Origin of the sequence: Natrinema salaciae (genome assembly GCF_900110865.1) — an archaeon.
Classification (GTDB): Archaea; Halobacteriota; Halobacteria; order Halobacteriales; family Natrialbaceae; genus Natrinema; species Natrinema salaciae.
Genome location: NZ_FOFD01000002.1, coordinates 20,078 through 33,249 on the forward strand (window position 1 = coordinate 20,078; position 13,172 = coordinate 33,249).

At 65.4% G+C, this 13,172-nt stretch carries 12 protein-coding genes; 5 read left to right on the forward strand and 7 right to left on the reverse strand.

Annotated features, from left to right (window positions below):
* The first annotated feature begins 4 nt into the window (after positions 1-4).
* The 3 genes from BMX07_RS05430 (at position 5) to BMX07_RS05440 (ending at position 3,639) form a co-directional block, all read left to right on the forward strand.
* Positions 5-1,192: an ABC transporter ATP-binding protein gene (locus BMX07_RS05430; RefSeq protein ID WP_090614999.1), complete on the forward strand. Its 1,188-nt coding sequence runs from the start codon at positions 5-7 to the stop codon at positions 1,190-1,192.
* A 169-nt stretch (positions 1,193-1,361) separates the two neighbouring features.
* On the forward strand, positions 1,362-2,435 hold the full coding sequence (locus tag BMX07_RS05435; protein ID WP_090615001.1) for a Gfo/Idh/MocA family protein: 1,074 nt from the start codon (positions 1,362-1,364) through the stop codon (positions 2,433-2,435).
* 235 nt (positions 2,436-2,670) lie between these two features.
* The gene (locus BMX07_RS05440) at positions 2,671-3,639 is read left to right on the forward strand and encodes a sugar phosphate isomerase/epimerase family protein (RefSeq protein WP_090615004.1); all 969 of its coding nucleotides are present in this window, start codon (positions 2,671-2,673) and stop codon (positions 3,637-3,639) included.
* 12 nt (positions 3,640-3,651) lie between these two features.
* On the opposite strand, the gene BMX07_RS05445 is transcribed toward BMX07_RS05440, so the two are convergent.
* A complete protein-coding gene (locus tag BMX07_RS05445) occupies positions 3,652-3,960 on the reverse strand; it encodes a HalOD1 output domain-containing protein (RefSeq protein WP_175480059.1) in 309 nt (102 codons plus the stop codon).
* Between the two features lie 138 nt (positions 3,961-4,098).
* Positions 4,099-5,508, reverse strand: coding sequence for a cryptochrome/photolyase family protein (locus BMX07_RS05450; protein ID WP_090615007.1), 1,410 nt, complete (start codon positions 5,506-5,508; stop codon positions 4,099-4,101).
* Between the two features lie 339 nt (positions 5,509-5,847).
* On the opposite strand from BMX07_RS05450, the gene BMX07_RS05455 reads away from it, so the two are divergent.
* Positions 5,848-7,038 (forward strand): tubulin/FtsZ family protein, encoded by a 1,191-nt coding sequence (locus BMX07_RS05455; protein WP_090615010.1) that lies wholly within the window; start codon positions 5,848-5,850, stop codon positions 7,036-7,038.
* 73 nt (positions 7,039-7,111) lie between these two features.
* On the opposite strand, the gene BMX07_RS05460 is transcribed toward BMX07_RS05455, so the two are convergent.
* A complete protein-coding gene (locus BMX07_RS05460) occupies positions 7,112-7,552 on the reverse strand; it encodes a hypothetical protein (protein WP_090617161.1) in 441 nt (146 codons plus the stop codon).
* 272 nt (positions 7,553-7,824) lie between these two features.
* Between BMX07_RS05460 and BMX07_RS05465 the strand changes: the two genes are divergently transcribed.
* The gene (locus tag BMX07_RS05465; protein WP_090615013.1) at positions 7,825-8,013 is read left to right on the forward strand and encodes a hypothetical protein; all 189 of its coding nucleotides are present in this window, start codon (positions 7,825-7,827) and stop codon (positions 8,011-8,013) included.
* Between the two features lie 114 nt (positions 8,014-8,127).
* Here BMX07_RS05465 and BMX07_RS05470 read toward each other — a convergent pair whose 3' ends face one another.
* From BMX07_RS05470 to BMX07_RS05485, 4 genes are all read right to left on the reverse strand, one after another.
* Complete coding sequence (locus BMX07_RS05470; protein ID WP_090615016.1) at positions 8,128-8,829, reverse strand: 6-hydroxymethylpterin diphosphokinase MptE-like protein; 702 nt, start codon at positions 8,827-8,829, stop codon at positions 8,128-8,130.
* A 216-nt stretch (positions 8,830-9,045) separates the two neighbouring features.
* Positions 9,046-10,239 (reverse strand): dihydropteroate synthase, encoded by a 1,194-nt coding sequence (gene folP, locus BMX07_RS05475; RefSeq protein WP_090615019.1) that lies wholly within the window; start codon positions 10,237-10,239, stop codon positions 9,046-9,048.
* Positions 10,240-10,310: 71 nt separating this feature from the next.
* A complete protein-coding gene (locus tag BMX07_RS05480; protein ID WP_090615022.1) occupies positions 10,311-11,519 on the reverse strand; it encodes a class I adenylate-forming enzyme family protein in 1,209 nt (402 codons plus the stop codon).
* 222 nt (positions 11,520-11,741) lie between these two features.
* Positions 11,742-12,971 (reverse strand): Cdc6/Cdc18 family protein, encoded by a 1,230-nt coding sequence (locus BMX07_RS05485; protein ID WP_090615025.1) that lies wholly within the window; start codon positions 12,969-12,971, stop codon positions 11,742-11,744.
* Positions 12,972-13,172: the final 201 nt, after the last annotated feature.

Here is a 13,172-nt window from a genome sequence, read left to right on the forward strand (position 1 = left end):
CATAATGGCACGAGTACGACTCGAGAACATCACGAAACGGTACGGAGAGGAAACGGCAGTCGACGACATCAGCCTCGAGGTCGAAGACGGCGAGTTCGTCACGTTCGTCGGCCCCTCGGGCTGTGGAAAGTCGACGACCATGGAGACGGTCGCGGGGTTGACCCAGCCGACCGATGGCCGGGTGTACATCGGCGACGACGACGTCACCGACCTTGCGCCCAAGGATCGCGGCGTCGCGATGGTCTTCCAGAACATCGCGCTGTTCCCACACATGGACGTCTACGAGAACATCTCGTTCGGACTGCGACTCCGGAAGTACGACGACGAGGAGGTCCGGCGTCGCGTCGAGCAGGCTGCCGACATCGTCCAGCTCGAGGGGATGCTCGACCGGATGCCGGCGGAGATGTCCGGTGGGCAGCAACAGCGGGTCGGCATCGCCCGCGCGATCGTTCGCAACCCCGACGTCTTCCTGATGGACGAGCCGTTAGCGAACCTCGACGCGAAGCTGCGGGTTCACATGCGGACGGAGCTCCAGCGGCTCCACCGGGAGCTGGATGCGACGGTCATCTACGTCACCCACGATCAGGCCGAGGCGATGACGATGTCCAACCGCATCGCCGTCCTGAACGACGGCAAACTCCAGCAGATTGCAGCGCCGCTGGTCTGCTACAACGAACCGACGAACCTGTTCGTCGCGGGCTTCATCGGCTCCCCGTCGATGAATTTCGTCGAAGGTGAGCTCGTCGAGGGCGGTCTCGAGACGGAGAACTTCGCCGTCGATTTCGATCCAGCCTTGATCCCGGGGGCGGCGGTCGGTGACGCCGTCACGCTCGGTGTCAGGCCGGAAGACGTCCACCTGGCGCGGTACGCCGAGTCGCTCACCTCGTCGACGGATCTGATCGACGCACGGACCGACGTTCTGGAGCCGATGGGCGACGAAGTCTTCGTCTACCTGTTGCTCTCCGAGACCACGTCGGGGTCGATGGAGGAAGATCCAGCCAGGTCGCCGAACCAGCTGCTGATGAGCGTGACCCCGGATACGGACATCGAGGCGAATCAGGACGTCAACGTGGTGTTGGACCGATCGAAGATCCATCTTTTCGATTCGGCCAGCGGTGACGCGTTAGTCCACGGTATCACTGACCTCCCGGACCGGGAGCCGGGGACGGCCCCGACGGAAGCCGACAGCTGAGCCGCCCGTCGACCGTGCGATACTCGAACGGCGGACGGCCGACGCGAGCCGTCATCGCCCTCGTTTGGCGACGGACCGAAGTCACTCGAGTCGAATGATTACATATAGCGACTGAAGGTGTATCGGTCCGAAACGAACCACACGTCGACCGCTCCAGAATCACAGGGAAATGTCAGAACGAAGAATGGATATCGAAGCTGGGATCGTCGGTCTCGGCAACATCGGACAGTACCACGCCGAACGACTCGTCGACCTCGGCGTCACGCTCGCCGGTGGGATGGACATCGCCGCCGAGGCGCGAACGCGCTTCGCGCGACGGTACGACGTCGACGTCTACGACGACCATCACGAGTTGTACGACAACATCGACGCCGTGATCATCACGACCCCGAACAAGTATCACGAAGAATACGCGATCGATGCCTTCGAGAGAGGGCTCGACGTCCTGCTCGAGAAGCCGCTGGGCCACTCGTTCGGGAGCGCCGAGCGGATCGCCGAGGCGGCGGCGCAGTCCGACGGTCTCGCGATGGTGGGCTTCAACAACCGGTTCGCGAACACCGTCCAGATCGTGAAAAACCGGATCGATCGATCGGAACTCGGCCAGCTCTCACACGTCGAAGCGAACTACATTCGGCGACGCGGCATCCCGGGACGCGGGTCGTGGTTTACGCGTCAACAGATCGCGGGTGGGGGTTCGCTCATCGATCTCGGCGTCCACGCGATCGATCTCGCGCTGTACCTGCTCGGCTACCCCGACGTGAAGGAAGTAAGCGGCGTCGCCCGCAGCGAGTTCGGCGGTCGGGACGAGTACGCCTACCTCGACATGTGGGCCGACGACGCGGGACCGGACGGGTTCGACGTCGACGACTCGGCCAGCGCGTTCATCCGCTGTGCGGGCAACCGGACGATCTCGCTCGAGGTGGCGTGGGCGACCAACCGGCCGGCGACCCACGAGTTCGTCGTCCGCGGGAGCCAGTCCGCCGCCCGATTCGATCTCCTCGAGGGCGATCTCAGCTTTCACTCGGCGAGCAACGTCGGTCCCGACCACCTCGAGGACACGTCGATCGAGACGCGGCAGAACGATACCCACTCCGACGAGCAACGCGAGTTCTTCGAGCGAATCATCGACGGGGACGAACGCGGTAGCAGCGTCGAGGAGGCCCTCGAAGTCCAGCGAGTCATCGACGGCATCTACCGCTCGAGCGAGGAAGGACGGACGATCACGATCGGCGAATCGGACTGATCGATCACCCGCTAATCGGATCGGGCCGCATCAAACCGCCGAATTCAGGGGCGTCGAAGCCGCTATCCGGCACCGACGGACGGGCGGGCGGTGCGACGGGGGAATGTCGTGCACGACGGGGACGGGAGACAGTCGCCAACGGTCGGACGTGGAGACACGCGAGGAGATCGACGGCCCCGACCACCGAGTGAGTGCCGGCCCGCGTTTTATTTTGCCGGCTGTCGTCGCCCTCTGCATGGAGATCGGCGTTCACACCCCACCGCTGGCCGACGAACCGCTCGAGAGCGCACTCCCGTATCTCGACGGACTCGGCGTCGGCGCGATCGAGCCCGGGGTGGGCGGCCACCCGGGACAGGACCACCTCGAGCGGGCCGCGTACCTCGACGACGAGAGCGAACAGACCGAGCTCCGCGACCTGCTCGAGGAGTACGAGATGCGGATCAGCGCGCTCGCGACGCACAACAACCCGCTCCATCCCGACGACGAGCGCGCCGCGACGGCCGACACCGAACTCCGCGAGGCGATCCGGCTGGCCGCCCAGCTCGAGGTCGGGACCGTCACCTGTTTCTCGGGACTGCCCGCCGGGAGTCGCTCCGACGAGACGCCCAACTGGATCACGGCACCCTGGCCGCCGGAACACGCCGACGCGCTCGAGTATCAGTGGGCGCAGGCGGTCGAGTACTGGGGCGAGATCGCCGACTACGCCGCCGACCGCGGGGTGGATATCGCGATCGAGATGCACCCGAACATGCTGATCTACGAGCCCCACGGGATGGCACGACTCCGCGAGGAGACCGGCGAACGGATCGGCGCGAACTTCGATCCCTCGCACCTCTACTGGCAGGGGATCACGATCACTGACGCGATCCGCTACCTGGGCGAGCGCGACGCGATCCACCACGTCCACGCCAAGGACACCAGGATATACGAGGCACAGGCCCGCGAGAAGGGCGTCCTGGACACGACGGCCTACGACGACGAACCGAACCGATCGTGGCTCTTCCGGTCCGTCGGCTACGGCCACGACGAGACCCACTGGAAGGATATCGTCTCGACGCTCCGGATGGTCGGCTACGACGGTGCGCTGAGCATCGAGCACGAGGACTCGCTGACCAGTTCCCGCGAGGGACTCGAGAAGGCGATCGATCTCCTCGGGCGCGCGATCTTCGAGACACAACCCGGGGAAGCGTACTGGGCCGAGTGAGCCGGTTCAGCGCTACTCTTCGACCGGGCTGTCGATCGACTCGTCGGACGAGCAGTCGCGAACCTCGACGTCGCTCCCGGGGCGGACGACGATCTCGTACCCCTCGTACTCGAGGCGAACCACTGCACTGCTGGTGGTCCCGGCGGTGGTGTGAAACAGTTCGTCGAGCGCCTCCGGGTTGACGACCGTAAACAGCGGATCGTACGCCGGGGGCTCGACCTCGGTGACGTCGACACCCTCGTGTGCGGCGATGGCCTCGATGATTGCCTGGGTCGGTGGCACCGCCCCGTCGGACGTCGACGTGTTGTCCGGAGTGGACATACTAGCGCCTAAGATTTTCCAGCGGATAAGGGTGATGGCGATCGTACGCCAATGATGAACGGCCGTACGCCCCGCTGTGAGTGGGTACAACTGCACGTTTCCGTTCCCGGTGGCTGCGACACCGCCGTCGCTCAGTCATCACTCCGACGACTCACCGCGGGCCCGCTCGAATAGCTCGATCGCTCGTTCGCGACGCTCGGCGTGATCGACGATCGGTGCCGGATACCCGGGAGCGGCTCGCTCCCGTTGTTCGGGCTCGAGGTCGTGCCAGCCGTGGATCTCGTCGGCGCTCGCGTCGGCGAGTTCGGGGACGTGCGTACGGATGTACTCCGCGTCGGGGTCGTACTCGCGACCCTGTTTCATCGGGTTGAACACCCGAAAGTACGGCTGAGCGTCGGTGCCGGTCGAACTCGCCCACTGCCAGCCGCCGACGTCGTTCGCGGTGTCGTGATCCGCGAGCAGCCGCCGGAACCAGTCGTAGCCGACCCGCCAATCGAGGAGCAAATCCTTCGTCAGGAAGGACGCGACCAGCATCCGCACGCGGTTGTGCATCCACCCCGTCGTCCGGAGCTGGCGCATCCCCGCGTCGACGATCGGATAGCCCGTCTCGCCGGCTTTCCACGCCTCGAGTTCGTCGGGGTCGTCGCGCCACTCGATCTCGTGTTCGTACCCGTCGAAATTCTCGGTTACGATCGCCGGGTTGAACGCGAGGACGTGGGCGTAGAACTCGCGCCAGGCGAGCTGGCGCTGGAACGCCCGGACGCTCTCGCGGTCGTCGGTCGCTTCGGCCCGCCGGGCCGCCCGCTCGGTCGCCGCGTACAGCTCCCGCGGACCGATCGTCCCCCACTTGAGGTGGGGGGAGAGTCGCGAGGTTCCGCCGGCGGCCGGGTAGTCGCGGTCGTCGGCGTATCGGTAGATCGGCCCCGAACAAAACGCCGCGACCCGCTCTCGGGCCGCCGTCGTCGTGACCGTCTGCGGCGTGGCGTCGGGCTCGTCGAACCCGAGGGCCGCGAGCGACGGGATCGGATCGCCCGTAACGTCCGCGAGATCACCCGCATCGGGCGCGTCGACCGGCTCGCGCTTGTCGCGATCCCGCCACTTCTTCCAGAAGTAGGAGAACACGGCGTAATGGTCGCCCTGATTCGGCGTGATCGACCCCGGTTCGTGGTGGATCGCGTCGTGAACCGTGTCGACCGCGATTCCGCCGTCCTCGAGCGCCGCACGGACCGCTCGATCGCGTTCCCGAGCGAGACCGCTGTAATCCTCGTTCCAGACGACCGTTCCGGCGTCGTACGTCGCAGCGACCGCCGGAACGACCGCGCTCGCCTCGCCGCGAGCGACGAGCAGGTCGCTTCCACGGTCCCGGTACCACGTCCGGAGGTCGTCGAGCGCCTCGAGCAGACACGCGACCCGGATGGGCGAGGCGTGCTCGAGGACGGTCGGATCGAGGACGAACAGCGGGACGACCGGCTCGCCGGTGGCCAGGGCGCGTGCGAGGCCGCGGTTGTCGCTCGCTCGGAGATCACGACGGTGCCAGTGGACGATCACGCTCGACCAGTGGTTCCGGACGACCGAAAACGTCCGGATACCGGCGACCGACGATCGTCGAGTCGTCGTCGCTGTGATCTGTTATCAGCGTCTCGAGACGAAATACGACCGCTTTCGTCGACGGCGGCGTCACCGTTCCTGCGGGGGAGTCTACACGTGGCCGATCTGTCCACTTCCGTGACTGTTAATGAGTCATGAAACTATTTTCATCGGATCTATAGAGTCCATAACAATGTTTGTTCCATCACGTCTCGTCGTGTAGAAGGCGTTTCCGACCCGGTCGCATCGTCGATCGCTCGGTTGGTCCGGTGCGTCGGAGAACGTCCACGAAAGACACCTATGAAACTCGCACTCATCGGCTTCGGTCAGGCAGGGGGGAAGGTAGTCGACGAGTTCCTCGCGTTCGACGAACGTATCGACGGGGGCTTTATCGAATCAGCGATCGCGGTCAACTCCGCGACGGCCGACCTCCAGGGGCTCGAGCGCGTTCCCCGGGAGAACCGCGTCCTCATCGGGGAGGCGCGGGTAAAGGGCCACGGCGTTGGCGCGGACAACGAACTCGGCGCGGAGATCGCCGAATCCGACAGCGATGAGATCCATCGAGCGCTCGACAGCGTCTCGATCCACGAGATCGACGCGTTTCTCGTCGTCGCCGGCATGGGTGGTGGGACCGGTTCGGGCGGCGCACCGGTCCTCGCGAAACACCTCCAGCGGATCTACACCGATCCCGTGTACGGACTCGGGATTCTCCCCGCGACGAACGAAGGGGGAATCTACACCCTCAACGCCGCCAGATCGTTCCAGACGTTCGTCGACGAGGTCGACAACCTGTTGCTGTTCGACAACGACGTCTGGCGGAGCGCCGGGGAGTCCGTCCAGGGCGGATACGACCACATCAACCGCGAGATCGTCGAGCGGATCGGGCTCCTGTTCGCCGCGGGCGAGGTCACACAGGGCGATCACGTCGCCGAGAGCGTCGTCGACTCCTCGGAGATCATCAACACCCTCACGAACGGCATCACGACGATCGGCTACGCCAGCGAAACGGTCGAAACGAACGACCGCGGCGTGCTCTCGTCACTGGACGCCGGGAGCGGACTGTTCTCCTCGCTGACGGGCGGGGAAGAAGAGATCGAGGGCTCGACGACGAACCGGATGAGCAGCCTCATCCGCAAGGCCACTCTCGGACGGCTCACGCTCCCGTGTGACGTCTCGAGCGCCGATCGCGGTCTGGTCGTCGCCGCCGGGCCACCCCGCTATCTCAACCGCAAGGGGATCGAGCACGGCCGGCAGTGGCTCGAGGAGGAGACCGGGAGCATGGAGATCCGCGGCGGCGATTTCCCGACGACGACTCGGGACGAGGTCGGCGCGATCGTCGTCCTCTCGGGCGTGACCGAGGTCCCGCGAATCGATCACCTGCGAGAGGTCGCGATCGAGGCCCAGGAACGGACCGAAGAAGTCCGCGCGAGCGCCGAATCGGAGTTCGAGTCGCTGATGGACACCGGCGACGAACTCGAGGAACTGTTCTAGCCGCATTCGACGAGCCGTGGCGGGAGACGATCGGCCTCGTCGCGTTCGACCGGTGATCGCCGAGGACCGCCGATCAGTGCCGCGAATCCGACGGCCCGGCGAGCCTATCGACTGCCGAGCGGAATTCCGCGCTCTCACGGTACCAGAGCCAACAGCCGACGCCGGCGGTGAGCAGCGAGCCGACGATCACACCGCCTGCGGCGACCAGAAAGGCGGTTGCACCCTCGCCGGAGACGGCAAAGACGTTCGCCGGATTGTCGTGAACGAAGAAGAAATACGCGACGAACCAGCCGGTCGTGAGCATCGTCGAGACCAGAGCCGGCGCGCCGTACGTGTAGTTTCGGACCCAGATCAACCCGATCGCCATCAGCGGACCGAGGAACCCGACGATCGCCAGAAACGCCGGTTGGCCCTGCGTGAGCGGGGCACCCACCGTCGACTGAGCGAGCGCGAACAGCCCGCAGAGCATCAGGTAGACGAGAAACGGCGTCGTAGCGATGATGCGTTGATCCACGTCGTATCGTGGTTCCCTCTCCATCTTAACTGTTGTTCCCGTGGAACGTCCGGACGCCGTCGCGCGGCACGCGGCCGATTGGGCGGGCCGACCGCGTCGAGGGCGAGTCGGCCGGGACGAGCCGTCGGCCGGGACGAGCCGTCGGCCGAGCGCCGCGAACGCGCGGGAGTTGCGGCTCTAGGCACTGATTACCGCGCCGTCGACCGATCGGTTTCCGTGTCAGTCTCCGTAACGAGGCAATAACGAATTGTGACACGCGAAACTGTGCGGCTATGAGGGGTCTGGAGAACGGTTCAACGACGCGGTCGACGATGCGGAAAGCGCTCGAGACGGTCCTGTTGAGATGCGACGACCGAACGGTCATCGAGGAGTGTCGTCGGTGCGGGACCACCCTCGAGTCGACGCTCGCGGACTGTCCGTCCTGTGGCTGCAGCGATGTCGTCGAGTATCGAATCGGGTGACCGCCGGCCGATAGCTGCGGCCGGGTGGTCGGTCGTCCGGAGATCGAACGGAGCGACAATCGAACGACGGGAGGGACGATCGAACGGAAACGACGGGGACGCCGAGCCCCGAGTCTACTCGAGCGGCAGGGCCGTCGTCTCGATCGCGTCTCGTCGCCCGTCGAGCACCGCGAACCGCTCGCCCCGGCGCGACTCGAGCCAGTAGAGGAGACGCTCGGCCCACTCGAGTTTCCGCGCCTTCGCGGCGTCGACCGCGGGGTCGTCGAAGTCCCAGCCGACGAACGTGAGGTCGGCAGCGCCGAGGTGATCGGCGAGAAACGCCGCGCGGTCGCCGTCGGTGAAACCGCCGAGGTTCCGGACCGGGTCTCGCGGTTCGGCCTGCGTCGTCGGCAGGACGAACTCGTGGTCGCAGTCCGGGACGACGGTTCGGATCGCCTCGCAGTTGTCACCGTGTCCGTGCACGGCGACCGGAACGCCCCGCGACGTGAGCCGAACGACCGTCTCCGGGTTCTTGTCGAGGTCGGTGACCATGCAGTCGGCGTCGATCCCGTGTCTCGCGAGGGTATCGACGGCCGTGGAGGCGGCGACGACGAAATCGGCCGCACGGGTGCGCTCGAGGTCGCGGTCGGTTTCGAGCGACGGTCCGGCCCCCGCCACGGCGACGCTCGTCGCGGGGCCGATCGCCAGGTCGGCGGGCTCGAACGCGTCCTCGAGGGTGGACGCGAGGCGGTCACGCCCTCGCTCGTCGCCGGTTCGGTCGTACCCGAAATCCCGGAGGATCGCCTCGTAGACGGGTTCCCACTCGTCGAACTCCATTCTCGACTCGTGCTCGGCGCTGTATCCGTTTGTGTGTTCGGTCTCGTGGAGACAACGCGGCAGCTACGGCGTCGCGGCGAACCCAGACGTCACTGGGCAACGTAGGACCACAATAATTCCGTGTTGTGGGCCGGGGGTCGCCTCCAAAGTACCCCTACCCGGGAGGCCGCCCGGCGTCCACTCCCCCATTTCGAAGCATCCGGCATAAGCTTTCTCTTAACGCAGTAGCTCTGACAGCTTCTCTCCGAGTCCGCCGAAGGGCCCGTTTTCGTCCGCGAGGCGATCTGAAACGTCCGAAACGGATGTGGTCGACCCCATGAGCAGGAGGCGTCCGTCGGACGTCCGGTGGACGACCGCACCGTGTTCCGCCGCGATCGTGGTCAGTCGCTCGCCCGCACCGGCCTCGAGGCCGTCGATCTCGAGGAGCTGGGCCTGCCAGTCGTCGGCGAACGCGGGATCGATCCCCCGCTCCACGAGCTGGGCTCGGAACTCGCGAGTCGAGTCGACGTCCAGGTGGGAGATCGTGACGTCGTCGAGGGTTACGCGCCGGCGCTCGGTGAATGCCTTCCCGATCAGCGCCGCGTCCCGCGTTTCCGCCACGTCGTGGGTTCGAATCACGTGCGCGCCGCGTTCGACGGCCATCGAGGTCGCTGCGAGGCTGACCGGGAGTCGTCGGTCGGTCTCTCTGCCCGCGATCTCGCCGAGGAAGTTCTTCCGGTTGATCGAGATCAGCATCGGCCGCCCGAGCGCCCGGAACTCGCGGAGACGACGGAAGGTCTCGCGATCGTCGGCGAGCGTCTGCGCCTCGCTCCAGCTTCCGAACGCGGGATCGACGATCGTCTTGTCCGTCAGCCCGTTCTGTTTCAGCGCCTCGTAGACCTGATCGACGTAGTCCGCCTCGGCCGCCCACGCGGGCGACTTCCGGGCCGCCCAGTCGGTCTCCTCGACGGCCCCCGGCCGCTCGAGGTCCGGGGGACTCGCCATCTTCGCGACGGCGATGTCGTGGTCCTCGCAGACCGCCGGCATCTCGGGATCGGCGAACCCGCAGATGTCGTTGACCATCTCGAACCCTCGGGAGAGCGCCTCGTCGGCGACCTCGGCGTAGCGCGTCTCGATCGAGAAGATCGCGTCCCCGGAGACGCTCTCGATGGTGTCGAGGGCGATGTGGAGTCGGTCGAGTTCCTCCTCGGCGGAGAGCACGTCGAACCGTTTGTTCGCGGACTCGAGACCGACGTCGACGATGTCGGCTCCCTCTCCGATCAGAGACTCGTCGACGTACCTGGCCGCCTCGCCGGGGTCGTCGTAGACGCTCGGGTCGTAGGGAGACTCCTCGCTGACGTTCAGCACACCCATAATTCGGGGCGGGTGGTCGTCCCCGATCCCCAAGCCGGCGGCGTCGACGCTGTTCATACCTCGTCTGGGGATGCGACGCAAAAAGGTACCGCGGTTCCGGCGAAACCGCTATCGCGCCGATGGGACGGCTACCGGCTCGACGAGGGGTCGGCGGGTTCCGAACCCGTCTCGAGGACGATGGTACCGTCACTGGCTCGAGCGGGGATACCGGTCTTGATCCACCGGTCCCCGTCTAGCGTCGCAGTCGTTTCGGCCGTCAGCGTCGGTCGATCGAAGTAGCCGTCCATGAGGGTCGGACCGGTGACCGCGAGTTCGTCGCCGTCCGTTCCCTCGAGAACGCGCGATCGAACGCCGGGGAGCGGCCGACCGATCGTCCCTGATTCGATATCGGCTGGCGTTCTAACGTGCGAGATGCCCGTTTCCGGGAGCCCACAGAGACGGATGGAGTCGCCAGGGTCACCGGACTGACCGCCGACCGCAGTCGTCGCCGGTTCCACGACGCGGAGTCCGCCGCCGGCGGACGGGTCCCTCGTTCGAAGCTCGCGGTACTGCCGTGGGGTGACGAACGTTCGATCGGCCGCGGTCGTCTCGAGCACCGAGCGGACGTATTCCGGGTCGGGGGTCTCGATCGGACGATACTGGCCGCCATCGACGAGCGTCGCGCTCGCGCCGTACATGAGTTCGATCGGGTTCGAGAGCGGAAGCGAACTGCGGTGTGACCCGACCTCGCCATCCGCATCGGTTCGGGAGAGCGGCGTCTCCGCCGTCGCAGCGGCTCGTAGCGACGCGTGCGTGTGCACGACGGCCAGGGGGTCTCCCTCGTACCGGTCGACGTAGGCGATCAACGCCGGCGCGTCGTCCGACCGACGGACCACGTCGATGCCGGTTCGCGAGTTCGAGCCGTTCATGCCGTCGTTCTCGAGCACCGTCGAGAGAGCGACGCCCATTCGCGTGTCGGCGTCGGCCGTGATGGCCACGCGCAACGCTTCGCTGCTCGTCAGGAGCGTCATAATCGGACTCGAATCCGTCACGAGCGCCTTCGAGTCGGTTTCGCTCAGGACGCGTCTGATGTCCCTGTTCTCGTACTGCTGTGGCATAGTAACCGGGACACAGCCGGCTCTGAGAGATCCGTAAATCGCGGCGAGAGTCGAGTGCGGATCGGACAGGTGAATCGAAATCCTGTCGCCGGCCGCGATCTCCCTGTCCTGAAGCGCGCCGGCGAACGAATCGGTCGCGGACCAGAGCGACGAATACGTCGTCGGTTCGTCACCCACAACCGCCGTCGCCGTCGGATTCGCCCGCACTGCGGATTGTAACTCTTTCACGAAATTCGTCATTACTGGTAGTTCGCAGATCGGCACAGTAGTTTATAAAATCTCGTTCCCCAGGGAATATGGAGGACATATGCCCATGAACTCGGACTTTTTATTTGATATATTCGTTCTATAGGGATATTTATATGCTAGAAGCCGATTCCTGGGAAAACACAGGTCCGTCGGGTATCGTGCGGACCGCGATACGGTTCGGACTGGACCACAGCTATCGGATCGGCCGACGCCTCACTCCTCGCCCTCGAGGACGGCCAGCCGTGAGTCGCGCAGGAGTACTTTCTTGACGATCGAGGGGTTCTCGAGCAGGCGGTGTTTGGCGTGTGCGCCGCGACCGCGGCCGCGCCCTTCCCGTTCGGACTGGATCACGTTGAGGAAGTTCTGTTCCTGCAGGATCTCCTGAACGCGGCGTTCCGAGAGCACGTCGAAGTCGAGCCGGCGAGCGACCTCCTTGTACTGGTTGTAGATGATCTTCGTCGGGAACTCCTTCTCCGAGCTGTTTTCGGTCAGCAGCGTCAGCGAGTAGAGAATCGCCTTGGCTTGCTGGGGTGAGCCCTCGATCAACTCGTTGAACCGATCCGCCTCGGTCTTCTCCTTGGCGTCCCGGACGTGATCGGCGGTGACCCGCGTGTCGTTTCGCTTCTTCGCGATCCGGCCCGCGTTCCGGAGGATGTCGATCGCCTTGCGCGCGTCGCCGTGTTCCTGGGCGGCGAGGGCGGCCGTGAGCGGGATCACGTCGTCGGAGAGCACCCCATCGTGGAAGGCGTCGCGGCGCTTCTCCAGGATTTCGACGAGCTGATTGGCGTCGTACGGCGAGAAGACGAGTTCGTCCCGCGAGAGGCTCGACTTGACGCGTTCGGAGAGGTGATCGGGAAAGTCGATCTTGTTCGAGATGCCGATGATACCGATGCTCGAGTCCGAGATGCGACGGTTCTCGCCGGCCCGTGAGAGCTTCCGGAGGACCTCGTCGTCCTCGAGCATATCGATCTCGTCGAGAATGACGATGGTCACGTCGGTACAGTGGTCGACGGCCTGCCAGAGGCGTTTGTAGTAGTCGCCGGTCCCGAGGCCGCGGTCGGGGACGGTAACGCCGCTCTGGTCGGGGTCGTTGACGATCTGGGCGATCGTCTTCACGATCGACGCCTCCGTGTTCTGTTCGCCGCAGTCGATGAACGCGTATTTCACGGTGACGTCGTCGTTCTGCGCTTCGGTGATCACGCGCTGCGTGACCGACCGAGAGATGAGCGATTTACCGGTGCCGGTCTTGCCGAAGATGAACAGGTGGTTTGGTTCGCTCCCGAATATCGCCGGGTTCAGAGCGTCCGCAACCCGTTGCATCTGCTCGTCGCGACCGACGATCCGATCAGGCCCGGGCAGGTGCGTGATCTCGAGCAGGCGCTCGTCGGCGAAGACCGGATCGTCGTACCGAAAGAGCGGGTCTCGATCGTCGTTGGCGGACATTGCAGTACCCGGTCCCTTTCAACTGAACTGAAATAAAGATGTGGGGATCGATCGCGGATGTAAACCGTCCGTCAGAGCGACTCGAGCGGGACGTATCGGCCGCGTGACTGAGAGAAACGCGTGCCGCCGGCCTCGCGCTTCTAACCGCGACCGACGACGGCGACGTGAGTAAACCGAAGTGCCCCGTCTCGGACTGTACGT